Annotated in this window: 19 protein-coding genes; 9 read left to right on the top strand and 10 right to left on the bottom strand. The window is 55.3% G+C overall.

Features of this window, described 5'->3' with window-relative positions:
• Positions 1-133: 133 nt before the first annotated feature.
• Positions 134-646, top strand: coding sequence for a (R)-mandelonitrile lyase (locus K0H63_RS15005; RefSeq protein WP_220065374.1), 513 nt, complete (start codon positions 134-136; stop codon positions 644-646).
• 36 nt (positions 647-682) lie between these two features.
• Positions 683-1,033, top strand: a complete 351-nt coding sequence (locus K0H63_RS15000; RefSeq protein WP_220065373.1) for a cyclophilin-like fold protein — start codon at positions 683-685, stop codon at positions 1,031-1,033.
• A gap of 22 nt (positions 1,034-1,055) precedes the next feature.
• Here K0H63_RS15000 and K0H63_RS14995 read toward each other — a convergent pair whose 3' ends face one another.
• The 3 genes from K0H63_RS14995 to K0H63_RS14985 form a co-directional block, all read right to left on the bottom strand.
• Positions 1,056-2,102 (bottom strand): NAD(P)-dependent alcohol dehydrogenase, encoded by a 1,047-nt coding sequence (locus K0H63_RS14995; protein WP_220065372.1) that lies wholly within the window; start codon positions 2,100-2,102, stop codon positions 1,056-1,058.
• A 129-nt stretch (positions 2,103-2,231) separates the two neighbouring features.
• The gene (locus tag K0H63_RS14990; RefSeq protein ID WP_220065371.1) at positions 2,232-3,299 is read right to left on the bottom strand and encodes an alpha/beta hydrolase; all 1,068 of its coding nucleotides are present in this window, start codon (positions 3,297-3,299) and stop codon (positions 2,232-2,234) included.
• Between the two features lie 193 nt (positions 3,300-3,492).
• Positions 3,493-3,825, bottom strand: coding sequence for a carboxymuconolactone decarboxylase family protein (locus K0H63_RS14985; RefSeq protein WP_220065370.1), 333 nt, complete (start codon positions 3,823-3,825; stop codon positions 3,493-3,495).
• A gap of 474 nt (positions 3,826-4,299) precedes the next feature.
• On the opposite strand from K0H63_RS14985, the gene K0H63_RS14980 reads away from it, so the two are divergent.
• Both K0H63_RS14980 and K0H63_RS14975 read left to right on the top strand, forming a co-directional pair.
• Positions 4,300-4,731 (top strand): DUF4339 domain-containing protein, encoded by a 432-nt coding sequence (locus tag K0H63_RS14980; protein ID WP_203324681.1) that lies wholly within the window; start codon positions 4,300-4,302, stop codon positions 4,729-4,731.
• Positions 4,732-4,776: 45 nt separating this feature from the next.
• Positions 4,777-6,708 (top strand): DUF4339 domain-containing protein, encoded by a 1,932-nt coding sequence (locus K0H63_RS14975; RefSeq protein ID WP_220065369.1) that lies wholly within the window; start codon positions 4,777-4,779, stop codon positions 6,706-6,708.
• A gap of 100 nt (positions 6,709-6,808) precedes the next feature.
• Here the strand turns inward: K0H63_RS14975 and K0H63_RS14970 are convergent, their stop codons facing one another.
• Positions 6,809-7,969, bottom strand: coding sequence for a sterol desaturase family protein (locus K0H63_RS14970; protein WP_220065368.1), 1,161 nt, complete (start codon positions 7,967-7,969; stop codon positions 6,809-6,811).
• A gap of 241 nt (positions 7,970-8,210) precedes the next feature.
• Here K0H63_RS14970 and K0H63_RS14965 point away from each other — a divergent pair, with 241 nt between their 5' ends.
• Positions 8,211-9,050, top strand: a complete 840-nt coding sequence (locus K0H63_RS14965) for a DUF2927 domain-containing protein (protein ID WP_220065367.1) — start codon at positions 8,211-8,213, stop codon at positions 9,048-9,050.
• A 67-nt stretch (positions 9,051-9,117) separates the two neighbouring features.
• Positions 9,118-10,317: a hypothetical protein gene (locus K0H63_RS14960; RefSeq protein WP_220065366.1), complete on the top strand. Its 1,200-nt coding sequence runs from the start codon at positions 9,118-9,120 to the stop codon at positions 10,315-10,317.
• Positions 10,318-10,493: 176 nt separating this feature from the next.
• Here the strand turns inward: K0H63_RS14960 and K0H63_RS14955 are convergent, their stop codons facing one another.
• From K0H63_RS14955 to yqfB, 4 genes are all read right to left on the bottom strand, one after another.
• Positions 10,494-11,057: a peptidylprolyl isomerase gene (locus K0H63_RS14955; RefSeq protein ID WP_220065365.1), complete on the bottom strand. Its 564-nt coding sequence runs from the start codon at positions 11,055-11,057 to the stop codon at positions 10,494-10,496.
• 90 nt (positions 11,058-11,147) lie between these two features.
• Positions 11,148-11,627, bottom strand: coding sequence for a CopD family protein (locus K0H63_RS14950; protein ID WP_258405588.1), 480 nt, complete (start codon positions 11,625-11,627; stop codon positions 11,148-11,150).
• 151 nt (positions 11,628-11,778) lie between these two features.
• Positions 11,779-12,573, bottom strand: a complete 795-nt coding sequence (locus K0H63_RS14945; RefSeq protein ID WP_220065363.1) for a PhzF family phenazine biosynthesis protein — start codon at positions 12,571-12,573, stop codon at positions 11,779-11,781.
• Between the two features lie 144 nt (positions 12,574-12,717).
• On the bottom strand, positions 12,718-13,089 hold the full coding sequence (gene yqfB / locus K0H63_RS14940; RefSeq protein WP_434086731.1) for a N(4)-acetylcytidine aminohydrolase: 372 nt from the start codon (positions 13,087-13,089) through the stop codon (positions 12,718-12,720).
• Between the two features lie 174 nt (positions 13,090-13,263).
• On the opposite strand from yqfB, the gene K0H63_RS14935 reads away from it, so the two are divergent.
• On the top strand, positions 13,264-14,061 hold the full coding sequence (locus K0H63_RS14935) for a MerR family transcriptional regulator (RefSeq protein ID WP_220065361.1): 798 nt from the start codon (positions 13,264-13,266) through the stop codon (positions 14,059-14,061).
• 47 nt (positions 14,062-14,108) lie between these two features.
• On the opposite strand, the gene K0H63_RS14930 is transcribed toward K0H63_RS14935, so the two are convergent.
• Positions 14,109-14,675 (bottom strand): MarR family winged helix-turn-helix transcriptional regulator, encoded by a 567-nt coding sequence (locus K0H63_RS14930; protein WP_220065360.1) that lies wholly within the window; start codon positions 14,673-14,675, stop codon positions 14,109-14,111.
• Positions 14,676-14,766: 91 nt separating this feature from the next.
• On the opposite strand from K0H63_RS14930, the gene K0H63_RS14925 reads away from it, so the two are divergent.
• A complete protein-coding gene (locus K0H63_RS14925) occupies positions 14,767-15,513 on the top strand; it encodes a hypothetical protein (RefSeq protein WP_220065359.1) in 747 nt (248 codons plus the stop codon).
• Between the two features lie 10 nt (positions 15,514-15,523).
• Positions 15,524-16,090 carry a peroxiredoxin family protein gene (locus tag K0H63_RS14920; protein WP_220065358.1) on the top strand — a complete coding sequence of 189 codons (567 nt, stop codon included), beginning with the start codon at positions 15,524-15,526 and terminating at the stop codon, positions 16,088-16,090.
• Between the two features lie 73 nt (positions 16,091-16,163).
• On the opposite strand, the gene K0H63_RS14915 is transcribed toward K0H63_RS14920, so the two are convergent.
• Positions 16,164-17,810, bottom strand: coding sequence for a DEAD/DEAH box helicase (locus K0H63_RS14915; RefSeq protein ID WP_220065357.1), 1,647 nt, complete (start codon positions 17,808-17,810; stop codon positions 16,164-16,166).
• Between the last annotated feature and the right edge of the window lie 128 nt (positions 17,811-17,938).

Raw genomic sequence — 17,938 nt, 5'->3', positions numbered from 1 at the left:
CGATGATTCGGACGAATAGGCAATCAATTGCCAGTATCCTGCTATGGATGCCTGAGGCGAGCTGGAACAATGGGTCATGCCACTCGCTTGGTACCATCGCTGAAGCTTAGCCCCGTGCATTGGAGTACATTCTATGAAACCCTCAGACCTGACTGTTTTTGCCGCTCTTCCCCTGTTATTCATTAGCCTCTGTCCCGAGGCGGCGCAAAAAAGCGAGAACGGCGTGCACATCAGCGTGGATTCTCTGGACAGTCGGGAGCCCATTCAGGGTCTTGATGCATTTTTTACCGGCAAGGTAAAGGTGGAAGCACTGTTCAGTGCCCAGGGAGAGGCACGAAGCTCGGGCGCCAATGTCACCTTTGAGGCGGGAAGCCGCACACATTGGCATACGCACCCGATTGGGCAAACCTTGATTGTCACCTCCGGCATGGGCTGGGTTCAGCAAGCGGGTAGCGAACGTATACAAATTCAACCCGGCGATCTGGTGTCTATCCCGGCCAATGTTGTCCACTGGCATGGTGCGGTTTCTTATACCAGCATGAGCCACATAGCCATTCAGGAGAGCAAATCCGGCAGTGCCGTGACATGGCTTGAGGCGGTGACGGACGCCCAGTACCTGAATACAACTTTGCCTGGGGCCCGGTGAGCCACTGCTGCCATGTCAGATACACCGGAGGCGCACATGAATATTCGATTGCTGGTTAATGGCACTGTTATCCATGCCAGCCTTGATGACTCTGCGGCGGCAAGGGATTTTTTCGCCTTGTTGCCTCTGAGTCTCATACTCACAGATTATGCAGGCACAGAGAAAATCGCATACCTGGATACTGCCTTATCGACAGCGGGCTCACCCACAGGCACGGCGGCCAATACAGGTGATATCTGCTACTACGCCCCCTGGGGGAACCTCGCCTTCTTTTATCGGGATTTTGGCTACGCCAGGGGATTAATAAAACTTGGCAGGCTACCGGGCGACTGCGCCTGGTTAACCGATGCCAAAGACATCGAATTGGTCATAGAAAAGAGGCTCTGAACTGAGCCTCTTATTTGATTTATCAGAACCTGGACGCCTGCATATCGATTACAAAGCGGTAGTGCACGTCTGACTTTTCAAGCCGCTCGAATGCGTCGTTAATCTGCTCCATGGTGATCATTTCCACTTCGGGCAAGATGTTCATTCGGGCACAAAAATCGAGCATCTCCTGAGTCTCAGCGATTCCACCAATCAGGGAGGCGGCAATACGCCGACGCCCCATGATCATGGGCACGGTATTCACTTCTGCGAGGGGGCCGACCTGACCAACCAGCGTCAGGGTGCCATCGACCTCGAGCAATGGCATATAGGGCGTAACATCATGTTTTACCGGGATGGTATCCAGGATGAGATCGAATTGGTTTACTGCCTGCTGCATGCTCTGTGTTTCGGTAGAGATGAGAAACCCATTGGCGCCTAACTGCATGGCATCCTGGCGTTTGTCGGCGCTACGGCTGATAACAGTGACATGTGCCCCCATGGCAACAGCCAATTTGATAGCCATATGGCCAAGTCCGCCCATGCCTATCACGGCCACACGGCTGCCCGGGCCAACCTGCCAGGTTCTCAATGGCGAGTAGGTGGTAATGCCGGCACACAGCAGTGGTGCCGCCCTGGCAAGATCCAGAGATGGCGGGATCTGGAGTACAAACTCCTGCCGCACGACTATGTGTCTGGCGTAGCCACCTTTGGTGATTTCCCCTGTGTGCCTGTCGGCGCTGTTATAGGTTTGGGTAAATCCTTGCTCGCAGAATTGCTCTTCACCGCTGTGGCAGTGAGAGCAGGTCTGACAGCTGTCTACCATGCAACCCACGGCGACCTTGTCGCCAGCTTTGAATTGGGTGACCCCGGGGCCAGCCTCAATCACGCGGCCAACAATCTCATGCCCCGGCACAGTGGGATACAGGGTCCAGCCCCAGTCATTTTTCACAGTGTGTAAATCGCTGTGGCACACGCCGCTGTAGAGTATTTCAATGGCAACATCATCATCTCTGAGGTCGCGACAGTCATATTCGTACGGCTCTAAGGGGCTTTGCGCGGATTGAGCTGCATATCCAATGGTTTTCATCTTGTCTCCTGATGGGCTAAACGGCGGATTGGGTGTCGAGTGGCGCTCAGGCGCCACGACACTCTTCTTACCGGTACTTTTTGCAGGTGCTTTTGGTCGAGACCGGGCGACTTTGGCAATCCGTCCGGACTACAGGTTTTTGTTAAAGAAGTCAGTTAACTTGGCGAATGGGATTAATCCCGTGCGGTCATAGAGATCCACGTGCCCGGCATTCTTGACCAGATATAGCTCCTTCGGCTCAGCGGCCAGCGCGTAGGCCTCCTGACTGAACTCAATCGAGTGGGCATGCTCGCCGCTGATAAACAGCAAGGGGCGTGGTGAGATGCTTTCTATGTCATTGAAGGGGTAGAAATTCATAAACTTGACGTTGCTGCTCAGCGTCGGATGGGTTGTCAGCTCAGCACTGGAACCTTCAGGGGTAAATTGTCCACGGGGCGTTCGGTAGAAGTCATAGAACTCCTTGGCAATTGGATGAGAGTTGTCGTCAATCTGATGGGGAGTACCGCCTGTGTATATGGTTTCTCCGCCAGTGAATTCCGTATAGCGCTGTGCTGCCGCATCCGCGAGTATCTGTTTGCGTTGTGCCATCGATTGGGATTTGCCGTAGAGATGGCGACTGAAGCCCCCCATGTCGTACATGCTGACGGTGGCAATGGCTTTCATTCTCGGATCGATTTTAGCGGCACTGATGGCGAAGCCGCCGCTGCCACAAATCCCGAGCACACCTATTCTTTCCCGATCGGTAAATTGGCTGGTACCGAGGAAATCAACCGCAGCACTGAAATCTTCAGCATACATATCGGGCAGTACCGCGTTGCGGGGACTGCCTTCGCTCTCCCCCCAAAACGACAGGTCGATGGCGAGCGTGATAAATCCTTGTTCGGCCAGTTTCTGGGCATATAGCATGGCGCTTTGTTCTTTCACTGCTCCCATGGGGTGGCCGACGATGATAGCCGGTCTGCGCTCTGTGGATTTTATGTCTTTCGGTAGGTAAAGGTTGCCAGTGACATTCATATGGAACTGATTTTTAAAGATGACCTTTTGCATGTTGAGCCGATTACTCCGATAAAAATTATTGGCATCGCTGGATGGTGTCTGTTGCAATTCTGTTGTTTGTGCCTGCGCATCCATTGGCAGGGACGCACCTGCAGTACTGAGTAAGGTGCCTAGCACCAGCGTGGTGATGGATGTTTTCAATATCGTTTCCTCATCAGAGACAGGGTTGCCGCGCCGGCCGCAGTGGTCTGTGAAGGCGCGGATATGAGCTCTATTGTCTGGAAAACAGGCGCGTACAAGAAAGGATGAAGGTCCGGATTGATTGCCTGAAAATCCGGACATTCGATTTAAGATGACTCAATTTCTGTGAGTGGAATTCACTGATGACCCGGCGTTACTTCGCACTCTCAGTCGATGCGAACACTTCCCGGGCGACGTCGAGTGCCGTCATGGAACTCGGCCAACCGGCATAAAAGGCGAGCTGGGTGATGACCTCTATGAGCTCTGTTTGGGAAAGGCCATTCTCCACCGCCTTGGCGAGGTGAAACCTCAGTTGATCAGGCCTGTGCTGGGTAATGAGCGCAGCCACTGTGATTAAGCTTCGGTCCCGTTGCGAAAGCTCTTCCCCGCCCCACACGGGGCCAAACAGAATATCATCGGTGAGATACGCAAGCTTGGGAGCAAAATCCCCAAATATCTTTTGCGCAATACCTGTGTTTTCAGCCATAAAACCTCCGTTAACAGGCTACAGTTCAGCCGCCATTATCCTAACGGCGTAAACCTGTTGATGTATTGCCTGAAGCGGCTGTTTTATTGCCCATTTATCCAGCCTGCTCTCAACCTCCTTTTTTCCGGCCAAGCCGATTCTCGCCGGTGTTAACCGGGTTTGTGTTATCTCAGTCTCGCCAAAGGCGTTACTGGCTAAATGTAAAGGTAAAAAGGTAGTGCAGGTGTTTGCTGCAGCAGATGGATGTCGTTCTTTAGACTGATTATTAAGGTTTTTTCCGTATCTGCGACGATTAAATTTTCTGCGGGATTTACGCCTTATCGGTGGTCTTGTAAAAAAACATCGGTTAATGTAGCCGGTTGTTGCAATGGGTTTTCCCCTGAGAACAGATAGCCCCTTGTAACGGTTAGAACATCACGCCTGAACAATGAAAAAACCAAAGTAGTACCAATACAAAAAGGTAAGAGGTGATCTATGAAGGAATGGTATTTGTCCCATCAGGGCGAGATCAGCGGCCCCTTTGGGTTGACTGAAGCCAATCTGTTTATCGCAGCCCATCCAGACAGTTATGCCTGGGAGCCATCGTTTGCCCAGTGGGTACCGGTAAGCCACATCGACGAGTTTGAGCTTAAGCTAACGCCCCCGCCGCCACCCAAAGCCGTGCCACAGGCCTTGATTGAGCGGGTATTCGCCAAGGAGCAAGGGCTAAAGCAGTCGCTCGAACCCATCGCCGCCAGCTTGACGTCACTGCAGCAAAGCCTGTCGGCACTCGGAGCCGATATCAAGGGCAGCAAAACGGTCACTCAGAGCCTGAATCAAGAGGTCAATCAGACCCTGCGCACTATCAATGAGCAGTATGAGGCGTTGCAGAAAAAGCTGGCCGGTTTTGCCGTAAGACAAGGCTAATCCCATTCCACACAGTCGCCCTGGCGATGAACAAGAATGATCACTATGAAGAAATGGATTCTTTCACATAATGGTGCCCAGAGCGCGCCATTGACCCATGCCGAGGCCATCGCGTTTTTGCAGGATAAACCCGACAGTTATGGTTGGCACCCTTCTTACACCCAGTGGCTCCCTGTGAGTCACATTCCTGAGTTCACTGGCCAAATCCCCGCTCCGGCACCGGTAGCGACCACAGTGCCCCAAACTCTCTCGTCGGCATTCAGTCGCCGACGTCAGCAACTGACAGAGCAGGTTGCCACCCTTGAAACCAGTGTGAATGTCACCCAGAGGTTGCTCGGTGAGCTGGAGCAGGAAATTACCACCTACAAGCGGCTGACCCATAAGCTCAGTGATGAGGTCAAACGGGGCATTGCGGGTATTGAGGAAGACGCAGGCCGGTATCGCAAGCAACTGGACGACCTCAGCTACGCGCTGGCGATGGCCAAAATTGAACTTACCGAAGTGAGTGACGGGTTTGACCTGTGTCTGCGTGAGCGAAAGGCAAAAGCGGATGAAAGTCAGGCTGCGGTGGCAAGCACTGTGAGTGAGCCGCTGGTGGCCAGGGCGGCTGCCGGTTTGGCTGTTACGCCTCAAATCGAAGCCGCTGCCGTTTCCACTCCCACCTTAGTCCCTGCATCTGACTCCGTGTCTGAGCATAAGCCTGAGCCCGTGCCCGTGATTGGCGCCGAACCTGAACTGCCTGAAATCGACAGCGACCAGCTTGAAGCCCAAAGTGGCCAAGTTGAAGTCGACAGCGACAAGATTGAAGTCGATAGCGAGCTGCTCGCGGATACACCCAAGGCCCGTATTGAAATCGCGCCTCTGGAGTTTGAGTCCATCGCGCTCGAGCAGGCTGAATCAGTGCTCCCGGCGACTCCATCGCATGAGCCGTCAGCAGTAACCCACCTCGAACTCATTGAGGATGCCTCGGTGGCCTCAGGCGAGGTGGAAGCAGAAGCCGAACACGAGCTGCTTTTACCGGAAGATGATGAGGGTCTCAGCGCTGATTTGGCACTGTCGCTGGCCTGGGAGCAGGAGTTGTCCAATGCACTGGAGCCGCTGCAAGTGGTAAAGGAAACCGCCAACGAAGCTTCCCTTACCGAGCCTGATGAGAGTGACGTGCCTGATGAGGCTGTTGACAATGAGGACGCCGACGGGAGTACTGAGCCGGAGGCGGCCACGCCGCTGGCTTTTAAGCCTGAAACAGGCGCGTCCGGGATGACTGCACCCCAGGCTGCCACCCCGGCAAAAGATCCTGCATCGGTTCCCAGGGATCCTGTTGCTGTAAAGCGGCCCAAAATGATTTCGGTAAACGATTTTATCGCTTCCCTCGATGCTGCCGAAGCGGCCAAGGGCACAACCGATAACGGGTTTGCTGAGGCGCCAGCCGCCGGTGATGTATCTGTCCCCACTGGGGCATTAAAGGCTGGTTCTCAGTCGTTGGACCCGGTTGCGGTAAAGGCTAACCCAGACGATTTTTTCGCGTCCCTGATGCCGAGCACTTTGCCAGATCCTGTGCCCAGTCGCCCTCAGGGGAAAGACGGCTTATTCGGTTTCTCCCCCGAAGACTTCGACCATGACGGCATGGCTGTGAAGGCGTCTGCCACTGAGCCCGGGGCTGGGGACAGCGCCACTGTGTCAGTAAAGTTGCCTGACAGTAAGGCGCCTGAGGCTGAGTCTTCCATAAAGGCTGAAAAAAACGAGCCTAAAGTTAAACTGCCGTCGGTGACCAGTATCTTCAAGTCCGTGTTCAAGGGTGATAAGAAGGATGAGCACAAGGAGGCAGAAGTCGACGGGGATGACGATGCGGACGATGAGGTTCTTGCAGACCCGGCAATGTCCGCCGATGCGCTGAGCGACGGGCAATCCGAACAGCCCAGGCCGCAGAAAGGCGATATTGAAGGCCGCATGCGCCGCAGAAGTCGCAGACGTGGTTGATTGATGTTTGAGGTCATCTGAATAAAACGCCCGGCAAATCTGCCGGGCGTTTTGTTTGTGCCCAAGAGGAAACCTAAGGCGAAGGCCCATCACCCGTGGCTTAGTCAGAGCCCTGCGGTTTGCGCCTGGCCAACCAACAGGCAAAGGGATACCAGAGCTGTCCCATAAAGCTGCGGGGCAGGGGCTTGGTGGTGCCATAGTGTGCGGGCCAGTGCTTTGAAGGCACATGCAGGGTGCCAAAAAGCCAATCGTAAATGGGGGTGTGGGCACCGTAGTTGGTATCAATGGCCGGTTTTTCCGAGCTGTGATGCCAGTGGTGGAACCAGGGCGTCACCAACAGGTACTTGATGGGGCCAAAATGCAGTCGGGTGTTGCAATGGATAAGCACGGCCTGCAGCGCCGCAAAGGCCACATAGATGTCCAGCGCGGCCTTGTCCGGTCCCAGCAGGTACAGGGGGACCATCACCATGGCACGCTCAGAGAACATCTGAATAAAATGACCCCGGGAGCCCGCGAGCCAGTCTAAATCTTCCACCGAGTGATGTACTGCATGGATGGGCCACAAAAAGCCCACTTCGTGAAACAGCCGGTGTTCCCAATAAAGTACAAAATCGGCTGCGAGGATAATGGCCACCACCTGCACCCACAGGGGGAGCGCCTGCACCCAGGCCTGGACCTCGTCGCTTACCGCCCAGTGGAAGTGGCTCACATGGTAATTGGCGTAAAGCAAGATGGCTGAAATGGCTAAATGGTTGAATACGAAATACCAGAGGTCCAGCCCCCAGCCCGGGCGCAAAATCACCTGATCTTTATACCTTGGCAACAGTTTCTCCAGGGTCATAAAAACAAACACAGACCCCAAAAATGCCAGGATAAGCCAATCGACACCGAGTGAAAGTGCTTTGGGCGCAACCGGGCCTACGGGGATTTGCCAGCCGCCCAGAAAAAATGCGAGGCTTGTCAGGCCGATACCAGTTATTCCCAGGCGCCGATAGCCACCCAGCACAAAGGTCAGCAGTCCAAAAAAGAGTGAAAAATACATGCCATATTTCAGCACTTGCTGAAGTTCTTTGGCATCGTAAACCGCCCTGAGTTCTGTGGTGGTGAGGTAGGAAGGATAAAGATAGGCAAGTACGGCCAGAAGGGAGAGCGCCCCTAAAAATACACTGGCATAGCCGCTGATTTTTCCTTCCCCGAGTCGGAAGGCTTTATGGGGACGAGCCGGTACGTCCCTTTGCTGATATTGATACTGCTCATCCATGGCTGAATATCCTTGTGTCGGGGCCGCGTGGTGGGAACCGGAGTGTTCGGCTGCAGGCACCACTGCCCGCTTAATTTAGTTGCGGCGATTATGTCACAGCCGTTAGTGTGGCGTCACCCTGATGCCATAGCCCGGGTTGTGGAAGGGGAACGCTGCCCTGATGGGACATGCTAAGCTTTCAACATATGCCAAAAGGAATAGTACAAAAGGATGTAATGTGAGGACTGGATGGAACTGCCGAATGTGGCAACCCGCCTTTTTGCAGCCAAGCGCCGTGGCGTTGGCCGGATTGGCAATAACAGCCTTGGTACTGAGCTGTCTGCTGATTATTGCCACTGCATCGGCCAAGCCGCTTGCCACAGATTTTGAACCCGGAGCCGGTAATCATCTCAATCCAGGCTACGTGGCGCGCGCCTTTGCCGCCGTTGTTCATGGCCGTGAATACGAAGCCGGCAGCTTCCCGCTGTCCAAGTGGGTCGGCGAGATCCGTTTTACCATCGAAGAGCAGGTGCAGGAGCCGGTGCAGCGGCAATTGGTACTGATGCACCTGAAGCAGCTGGGTGAACTCACCGGGCTTACTATCCGGGAAGTTGGTGCCAAAGAGGCCAATCTTCATATTCTTTTTACCCGCCAGCGGGATTGGGGCGGCGAAGTAAAGCGTCGCCTCGGGGCCAAGGCCGCCGCCAATTTGCATGGGGCCGTGTGTCTGGCTCATTTTGAGGCGCCTGGCGGCGTCATTCGCAAGGCACAGGTGTTTATTCCTGTGGATCAGGCGAGAATGCACGGCAAGTTGGTATCCTGCGTGGTGGAAGAGCTGACTCAGGTGTTGGGGTTGCCGAACGACAGCGACGCCGTGTTCCCCTCGATATTCAACGATAAAGCCGCAGCAGACTTGCTTACACCTCTGGATTGGGTGCTTATTCGCTTGCTGTATCACAATGCCCTTACGGCGGGCATGAGCCGCACCCAAACCGCGCCCATCATTGCCGAGCAGTTGGCCATATGGCTGGCCGATGGCACCCTGGCGAGCGCCGAGAGCGAGGTGCGCCGGGGCGAACTCTATCGGCTTTTGGGTCGCTGATAAGCCACCACATGCTGGTGTAACAAATTTGTTTCCAGTATCTTGTGGGCACAATGGATTACTCGCAGTGCGACGCTTATCACTTATGGAATTACCGGCACTTACTTCTCAGGTAAAGATGAAAATCTCGGGGCTCTTTAACCGTCCCTTCACCCAGCCATTCACCCGCATGCTCTCCGGCCTGAAACAATTCTGGCACAGCCTTAACTTTGCCCAGCGCAGCTATGTGACGGCTACCTTGTTGCTGCTGGTTGAAACCGTGCTGATGCTGGATTTTGGGCCCTGGTTCCTTGGCCTGATGTGTTTATTGGTGCTGACCGGCCTTGTGAGTGAGTTCTGGCCACGCTTTTTACACCTGTGGCACAGTCTGCCGGGTAAGGCGCTGATTTTGCTGTTTTATGCGGTTGTGGCCAACTTTGCCCTGGGTAACGCTGCGGGCATGGTCAATGAGGTGACCGGGGTGGCTGCATCCAGCCTGCCATACAGCCATAACTTCGCGATTTTGCTCAGTTTGCCGGGCTGGTTTTTTATTACCTCGCTACTGATGTTATTGCTGGCCCAGGTGGCCATGCCTTTCTATCTATTGCTGCTGTTGCTGCTCAAGCCCTTTGGTATTCATGCTCTCTGGCATCCACCCCATTACCGTTTTGTGTTCACCACTGCCCTTGTGCGCTGGTTTTGGAGTATTGCGCTGCTAATCCAACTCTTGATGCTGGGGGCGTTTACCGGGGTAGGTTCAGACTCCAGCGCCTTTACCTCGGGTTTATACGAAGGATTTTTCGAGGCCGATGAAAAAGTGCAAAAACAGGTCATAGACACCGGGATATTGCCCATACAAGCTGATGATTCAAAGGCGAGTGCTGCGGCGGAGGCGCTAATAGACACCATCAATGAAGGCGCTGGAAATAAAGCGGTATTGACCGAAGCGGCTTTGAATAATGAGTCGGTAACTGAAGCGGCTGAAGGTTCTGACGGCAGCTTTGGTGTACGTATCACCCGTGACGGAGAAACGACCAATCTGGCGTCGATGCCGGTACGCGAGATGAAGGACAGGGCCGAACGCTATCACAGCTTGCAGCAGTCGATGCTGGCGTATTTTATTTATGTGTATGAATCAGATAGTCGCTCCCGTTGCCAACATGCTGAAGGCAGCAAGGTGGTGGAGTTGAACGACTATGAAATCTTGGAGATCCAGAAGGACGACAGTATTCCTTTGGGGTACAGCTACAGTGTGAAACGCTGTATTTCACCGGCCTTTGGCCAATGATATCAACCCCTCAGACACCGGGTTCAAACCACTAAAAAAGCTGCCTCAGGGCAGCTTTTTTATCCGCTTCTGCAAATGCTTGTTTTGCCTCAGACCTCTTCGAAGAGACTTTGCCTAACGCTGTCCAAGGGGATGGTTTGGTGCCATGCCTGATATTCCGAGCGAACTTATCTGGGTTAATGCAGACGAATGGCCTTGATTAACACTGGCGTTTTGGGCTCGTGGAAGGCGATTTTCTTGTCTTCATCATAATATTTTTCAATCACTTCCAAATTGGCGATGGCATCGAGTACCGCTTCGCCCGCAACCAGCTGACCAAACACGGTATAGCGGCCATTCAGGTGTGGCCGTGGCTCGTGGCAGATGTAGAACTCAGTTGAGCCTGAGTTGGGGTCTTCGTCCCGGGCAAGCCCCAGAGTGCCTTTAATATGGGGATGCTGGTTGAACTCGGCTTCTACCATGGGCTCGTTGTTTTCATCCAGGCTGCCTGCCTGAATGACATGTCCCTTAACGACCCGGTAGAAAGACCGGCCTTCGTACCAGCCGCTTTGCGCCAGTCGTGTAAAGTTGGCGACAGTCTTGGGCGCTTCATTGGGGAAAAACTCAAAGGTCATGTCACCCAGGGTAGTTTCTATGGTGACGAGGTTCTCTGCCTTGGCAATTGTGCCAATCAGGGCGAGGCAGAGTGTTATCAATGGCAATAAAAATCTGGATAAACGGCGATTGTAAGCTTGGGGCATGGCACAGTCCGGTGAAGTGGCAGTGCAACCTAAACTACAGTCATTGGCTTAAAATTCAAGTGACTACTGACTATAGACCAAGCACCATCATCAATAGAACCAGCCGGTACGCACGCCCACACCAACGATGACAAATGCCACTGACAGCAGGGTAACCAGCAGAATATGGGCTGCCATGGTATAGAGCAGGCGTGTTTTGACGGGCGAACCGGCATTGGATGAAGTGGCGGCCCCAAGCTGTGGCAGCACCCTGAATCTGGCGCTCAGGGCCGTGAGGAGGGTCAGCAGCAACAGCATCAACTTGGCCTTGATGATGACCGAAAACGGCTGAGCCTCAGCAAACCAGAGTGCAGGGTTGGGCAAATAGTGGCGCGCAAGCATCATCCCCGTGGTCACTTGCACCGCAAGAGCTGTCATGGCCAGTTTTTCAAAGCGCGATTCAAAATCCAGCAACGGCCGAGGGTCTTTGTGTTTCAGGGCGGCGGGCAGGATGCTTAAGGTTAAAACCAAATGGCCACCTGTCCAGAGAATGGCCCCCAGCAGATGCAGCAGTAGAATCGTGGCGTACAAGGTCAAGTCTCCCAAAGACGCCCTGTTGATGTGAAGGGCGATTTTGGCAAGCTTAAGGGAGGTGAATCAACGCGCCTTGATCCAGGTTAATTCCCGGAAAAAGTAAGCGAACCGGGGCCAACGCCGGTTCGCCGGTGTATCGGTAGGCGTGTTATCCGTTAACCTCAGGCAGCTGGATAGTGCCTTTGAGGTAGTCCACGGCCTGACCGGAGATCCTGACCCTGTCGCCGACGAGTTCACACACCAGACTGCCGGGACGGGACGACAGCTGCCTGGCTGTCAGCCGGGTTTTATTGAGGCGTTTGGCCCAGTATGGCGCCAGCTCACAGTGGGCCGAGCCCGTGACCGGGTCCTCATCCACCTTGAGCCTCGGGAAAAAGCAGCGACTGACAAAGTCCACCTCATCCCCGGGCGCCGTGACCAGCACGCCTCTCAGGGGCAGGCTGTGCCAGGGCGTAAAGTCAGGCGTTAAGGCTTTTACGCTCGCTTCATCCTTGAGCACTGCGACATAATCAAATCCGGCGAGTACCGCTTCAGCGCCCGTGCCGAGGCCCGCTATCAGGGCGGCAGGCACCTCGGTGGGGTTTGGCACAGTGGCCGGAAAATCGAGGGTGTACATGCCGTTACTGCGTGTCACCGTGAGCACGCCACTGAGCGTCTGGAAGGCAATGTCATTACCTTCATGCCCCAGATGGTTGAATAGCACATGGGCTGCCGCCAGGGTGGCGTGGCCGCACAGCTCCACTTCCTCTGCGGGCGTGAACCATCGCAGGTGATAGCCGCCGTTTACCGGCACGACAAAAGCGGTTTCCGACAGGTTGTTTTCATTGGCAATCCTGGCAAGCAGCGTATCGTCCGGCCAATGGGGCAGAGGACAAACGGCGGCCGGATTGCCTTCGAACACCTGACTTGCAAAGGCATCGACCTGATACAGGGGTATTTCCATGGGACTTCCTTGAGGCAAAACCAGAAAAAATTCAATGATTTTTATGCAAGGTATTGTTATTTCAGCTTGTTTGCCCCGAGTCAACCTCAAGTCCCTGCCTAATGGCATGGAAGCGCGGAAAGTCAGCCTTAAGGACTATCCGGTTCAGTCCCGGGAAAGCAGTCGGTACTCAATCACGTAGAGTGAGTCCAGGTCGGGGTAGATGTCGCGGATAATACGTTTCAAATCCTCAAGTGACAGATGCTCCTGGCGGGCGTGCTCCTGGTTCAGGGCATCGAATTGAATGGGCGTGACGGCGCATATCTCAATATCGCAAAACCAGCGGTCTGTTTCATAGGTATGGACGGCAACCCGGGTGCCCGGCACATAGTGTGACTCGGCCTCGTCACGGATGGTGATGGTCTTGTCGCCGGAGAGGATGATGGGTTCGAACCTTTCGTAAAAGGTAATTTTAGTTGGATGCACGTTAGGCTCCGAGGCTCTGATAGAGGGTGCTTTGTCCCGGGATGACGCCATTTTAACGCTGTAACGCCCGACAGCGGTGCTTTTTCTGCGCGCTTTCGAAAGGGGCTCAAATAAATTCGCCTGAAATGGTAAAACTCCCCTTGCGTCTCACGTTACGTGAGGCCCAAGACTTGCTGTGGTGTTCGGTTAGAACACGGATGTATGGACGGTTTTTAAGGAGAGCGTGTGGCGCAGTACAGTGTCAGCGAGCTGGCAAAATTGGCCGGTGTGAGTGTGCGAACCCTGCATCACTACGATGAAACCGGGCTGCTGTACCCCAGTGGTCGCAGCGCCGGTGGCTACCGGATTTACGGTGACAGGGAGCTTATCCGATTGCAGCAAATCCTGATGTATCGGGAGCTGGGGCTCAAACTCGCCGATATCAAAGCGCTGATGCACAGCCCTGGGAATAGCTCTGAGCAGGGCACAGATCAACAGATGCTCGCTTGCCTTAAAGACCAATTTCAACAGCTTGGCGGCCGCATCGCCCACTTTGAAAAACTGAGGGGTATGTTGGCGCTCGCCATCGACAGGCTCGAGAACGGGCCGCAGGAGTCTTGGATGACAGATAAACATGCAGCAACGGCGCTTTTCAGCGACTTCAGTGACAAGGCGCGCAGCGAAGAAGCCCTGCGCAAAGAAGCAGTAGCAAAGTGGGGTGAGGAATCGGTTGCCAAAGGCGGCAGCGGCAGGGATGGACTGACGCCATCGCAAAAGGCGGTGCTGGACGCGGAAGGTGAGGCCATTGCCATGGCGCTTGCCGGCTTATTGGGGGAGTCGCCTGAATCTGTGAAGGTGCAGACGCTTATGCAGCGTCAGCATCGCTGGCTCAGCGCCAATGGCGAGTGCCCCAGAGCGCGGCTTCCCATGCTGGCGGCCATGTATCTTACCGACGACAGGTTCAGGCAGTTTTACGACCGCTTCGGTGAAGGCACCGCAGCGCTGATGCACGATGGTCTGCTGGCCTACGCGGCGAACGACTGAGCTTGTACTGTTCCAGTAAAAACCGGCGTAAAGCCGGTTTTTATTTGCTAATCATTACCTTCATACTCACGGCAGATAAGCCGGGTATCCGCCTCAGACAGAGCATCACCGGTCAGACCGCATTGGAAATGCCCTTGGGCAGGGCTTTGGTTGTAGCGGCACTGGCGGCACACTCCAAAGGCGCGGCCACCATTGGCCTGTTGCAGCTGCTTTAACAGCTCAGTGAGGGCGCCTTGCAGCCGGGTGTCGACTCCATGCTCTGCGTGCAAGGCACAAAGCAGGGGAGACTGGGTCAGCTCGCTGAGCAGTGCCAATCCGGCGCCTGAGGGTTTGAGGTGCACCACCCGCTTGTCTTTGGCATCGGCCTGGCGCTCAATCAGCCCCTTTTTCTCCAATACTTTCAGGGTTTGCGACACGGTTCCCTTGGTCTGGCCCAGGTACTCACACAGAGCCATCAGGGTGTCCGAGTAGCGGTTGCATTCTCCCAGATAGCACAGGGCATCGAACTGCACCGGAAGCAGCCCCAACTCGACTAATTTGTTTCGCCTTTCGCCGCGCAGCAGCGCCGCAATGCGTTCCAGCAACTGCTGGATCTGGATGGTTTCTGAGATCATGAAATAATTGTATCGCCTCGAAACTATATTGACAAGGCTGGATCATTTTGGTTTTAATTGTTTCGACTCAAAACAATTAAGGAGATCCACCATGAAACCATCACAACTCGCCATTGCAACCCTGTCAGGTTTGCTGTTCAGCGCAGCCGCCATTGGCCACGGCGCCCATCAGGGCGGCATTCAGGCCAAAACCGATAAGGCGATAGAATCCGCCTTTGACATAGTGCATGCCAAAATCACCACCAAGGGCAATGTGGCTACCTTCCACATGGGGGTTGCCGGCGAAGCCGGTAGCCTTATTCCCAAGGCCGGTGGCAAGCTCGCGGGCGCTTCGGCCTTTGCCTACGTATGGCCGACCAGTATCGACAGTGGTGAAGTGGGCTTTGACGCCGGGGCTGGCATTCTGGCGCTGGCGGTGGCGAGCCACCCGGACTTTGACGATACGCCGCTGTTTGATGAAAACGGCGATAACAATACCGACAACGATGGCGATCTTTGGCACAGCCACTGGGTGGTGTTGGTAGCCGATGACGCATGCGGCCCCGGCAAGCTCAAAGTGAAGGATATACCCGAAGGAGCGCGCCCCAAGCTGCCCAAGACTTGGCCCGGCTTACCCCTGTATATCGACAGCCCCGGCTTTGACCCGTTGCTGAGCGGCGACAGAGTCGAGGTGAAGGTGCCATTCGACAATATCGATGTTGTAACGTCCGCTAGCTTTGATGGGGTGACGTCGGGGCTTAGAGTCAGCGCCAATCTGCATGCGCCGCTGTTTTGCGTGGTGGATGTGTTCGATGTGGCCTCTGGCGACCTGAGTCTGCCGGGTAAGGTGAATCACTGAGGAGCCGTTTATGTCGCACATCGAATTTCCACTCGCTCCAGAGCTTGCCGCCAGTGGCTGGCTGAATACGCCAAAACCCTTAAGCCTTGAGGACTTTCGTGGCAAGCCACTGCTGATTTACGTCTTTCAGATGCTGTGCCCCGCCTGCATCAGCCATGGTCTGCCGCAACTTGCCCGGGTGGCAAATACCTTCGGAGATGACATTGCCATTATTGGGCTGCACTCGGTATTTGAGCACCATGGGGTGATGGGGCCGGAGGCGCTGCAGGCCTTTGTGCATGAGTATCGGCTCAGGTTTCCCATTGCTATAGATCGTCCGGCCGGGCGCATTCCCGAGACTATGGCCCGCTGGGGATTTCAGGGCACGCCGACCCTGGTGCTGCTGGACGCGGACGGGCGGGTGCGGATGCAACATCTCGGGCCGCTGGAAGATATGAAGCTCGGTAAAGCGATAGGCGCCTTGCTGATGCAAGACGCCCTGCTTACGCGTGAGGTCAATAAGCGTGAGGCTTCAGACTCTGGTCTGTCAGCCGATTCAGGTGCTGAGTTATGTAACGACAGGCAGTGCCAGTTATAACAAGCCGCCTGGGTGACGCTTCCCGCAAACAAAAAACCGGCCATTGGCCGGTTTTTTATTGTCTCAGGCAAGATTACGCCTGATTGCGATCGCTACCTTTGGCATTGCCGTGGGCGCGCTGTTGACCCTGAGCGCGCTGTTGACCCTGTCCCTGGGGGCGATTGCCGCTGCGGGGCTTATTGCCGGCGGCTCTGTCTGAGCTTGGGCGGTCGGTGCGCGGCTTGTCGTTTCGAGCCTTGTCACTGCGGGCATCGCTGCGGCCGCTTTCGCCACGAGCGTTGTCGCCCCGTGCTCTGTCGCTGCGTGGTTTGTCAGTGCGTGGCTTGTCAGCGCGAGCCTGGTCGTTACTGCTTCTTTCACGACGAGGTTGTTGACTGCGGGATTGCTCGCTGCGCGGCTGTTCGCTGCGGGTTGGGGCTTTGTCCTGCTGATTTCGCTCTTCCTGTGCTCGGCTGCCCTGGCGCTGTTTTGGCTGGGCATTGCGACTCTGGCCCTGAGGTTTACGGCCCTGGTTCTTATTGCCGGGCTTGGCGCATTGCTTACTGCCTGGCTTGGACTTGCCCTGATTTTCGCTCGGGGGCAGGCCATGAACCGGCTCAAAACCCTCAAATTCTTTGCGGGGCAGCGTTTGCTTAATCAGACGCTCAATGTCTCTGAGCTGCTTGGCTTCTTCATTGGACACCAGTGATGCGGCTTCGCCGCTGGCACCGGCGCGGCCGGTACGGCCAATACGGTGCACGTAGTCTTCCGGCACGTGGGGCAGTTCGAAGTTGACCACGTTGGGCAACTCACTGATATCGATGCCGCGGGCGGCAATGTCGGTGGCAATCAGCATGCGAATGGCGCCGCGCTTGAAGTCGGCCAGCGCCTGGGTACGGGCGTTCTGACTCTTGTTGCCGTGGATAGCGGCGGCCTTGATGCCTTCAGCATCCATCTGGCGGACCAGGCGGTTGGCGCCGTGTTTGGTACGGCAAAACACCAGCACCTGCTGCCAGCGGTAAAAACGGGTCAGCTCGGCAAGCAGGGCCGGCTTTTGGTTTTTGTCCACCGGGACTATCCATTGTTTTACCGATTCGGCGGCACTGTTTCTTGGGGTAACAGATACCTCGGCGGCATTGTGCAACAGTCCATGGGCGAGGGTGCGGATTTCCGGCGAGAAGGTGGCCGAAAACAGCAGATTCTGTCGCTTTGCAGGCAGCAGTTTCAGGATACGTTTGATGTCGTGGATAAAGCCCATGTCCAGCATACGGTCGGCTTCGTCCAGCACCAGAATTTCCAGACCATGGAAGCTGACGGCGTTTTGCTGGTGCAAATCCAGCAGGCGGCCCGGTGTAGCCACCAGGATGTCGATGCCACGGCGCAGGGTGGTGATCTGCGGGCCAATGCCCACCCCACCAAACACCACAGTGCTCTTCAGCGGCAGGTACTTGCTGTAGGCGGTGATGTTGTCGGCGATTTGCGCCGCGAGCTCCCGGGTGGGGGTCAGGATAAGGGCACGCACCTGCTTGGGGCCGGCCTTTTGAGTTTGGGATAACAATTCGAGCAAGGGCAGGGTAAAGCCTGCGGTTTTGCCGGTACCAGTCTGAGCGGCGGCGAGCAAATCCCGTCCTTCAAGCACCACAGGAATGGCCTGGGCCTGAATGGGAGACGGGGTTTTATAGCCCTTATGATCGAGGGCTTTGAGGATGGGCGCCGACAGGCCCAGTGAGGCAAAACTCATGCAGTCTTCTCTTGCTTGCAGGAAAGGTGTTCGGGCGGGCTTGGTGGCCCCACCCGTAACAGGGGGCGCAAGCTTACCAAAGCACCGGGCATGCCGCCATGTAAATGGCCGCAAACCTGCGTTTATTT

The sequence above is a fragment of the Shewanella zhangzhouensis genome, from assembly GCF_019457615.1.
Lineage (GTDB): Bacteria > Pseudomonadota > Gammaproteobacteria > Enterobacterales > Shewanellaceae > Shewanella > Shewanella zhangzhouensis.
This window is presented reverse-complemented; position numbering and strand designations above follow the sequence as displayed.

What these genes read in the sequence shown, in the direction of transcription:
- K0H63_RS14985 (WP_220065370.1), bottom strand. Translation starts at nt 3,825, where the DNA reads ATGGCTGAAAACACAGGTATTGCGCAAAAGATATTTGGGGATTTTGCT.
- K0H63_RS15000 (WP_220065373.1), top strand. Translation starts at nt 683, where the DNA reads ATGAATATTCGATTGCTGGTTAATGGCACTGTTATCCATGCCAGCCTT.
- K0H63_RS14925 (WP_220065359.1), top strand. Translation starts at nt 14,767, where the DNA reads ATGAAACCATCACAACTCGCCATTGCAACCCTGTCAGGTTTGCTGTTC.
- K0H63_RS14945 (WP_220065363.1), bottom strand. Translation starts at nt 12,573, where the DNA reads ATGGAAATACCCCTGTATCAGGTCGATGCCTTTGCAAGTCAGGTGTTC.
- K0H63_RS14980 (WP_203324681.1), top strand. Translation starts at nt 4,300, where the DNA reads ATGAAGGAATGGTATTTGTCCCATCAGGGCGAGATCAGCGGCCCCTTT.
- K0H63_RS14970 (WP_220065368.1), bottom strand. Translation starts at nt 7,969, where the DNA reads ATGGATGAGCAGTATCAATATCAGCAAAGGGACGTACCGGCTCGTCCC.
- yqfB (WP_434086731.1), bottom strand. Translation starts at nt 13,089, where the DNA reads ATGGCGTCATCCCGGGACAAAGCACCCTCTATCAGAGCCTCGGAGCCT.
- K0H63_RS14965 (WP_220065367.1), top strand. Translation starts at nt 8,211, where the DNA reads ATGTGGCAACCCGCCTTTTTGCAGCCAAGCGCCGTGGCGTTGGCCGGA.
- K0H63_RS15005 (WP_220065374.1), top strand. Translation starts at nt 134, where the DNA reads ATGAAACCCTCAGACCTGACTGTTTTTGCCGCTCTTCCCCTGTTATTC.
- K0H63_RS14955 (WP_220065365.1), bottom strand. Translation starts at nt 11,057, where the DNA reads ATGCCCCAAGCTTACAATCGCCGTTTATCCAGATTTTTATTGCCATTG.
- K0H63_RS14920 (WP_220065358.1), top strand. Translation starts at nt 15,524, where the DNA reads ATGTCGCACATCGAATTTCCACTCGCTCCAGAGCTTGCCGCCAGTGGC.
- K0H63_RS14930 (WP_220065360.1), bottom strand. Translation starts at nt 14,675, where the DNA reads ATGATCTCAGAAACCATCCAGATCCAGCAGTTGCTGGAACGCATTGCG.
- K0H63_RS14995 (WP_220065372.1), bottom strand. Translation starts at nt 2,102, where the DNA reads ATGAAAACCATTGGATATGCAGCTCAATCCGCGCAAAGCCCCTTAGAG.
- K0H63_RS14975 (WP_220065369.1), top strand. Translation starts at nt 4,777, where the DNA reads ATGAAGAAATGGATTCTTTCACATAATGGTGCCCAGAGCGCGCCATTG.
- K0H63_RS14915 (WP_220065357.1), bottom strand. Translation starts at nt 17,810, where the DNA reads ATGAGTTTTGCCTCACTGGGCCTGTCGGCGCCCATCCTCAAAGCCCTC.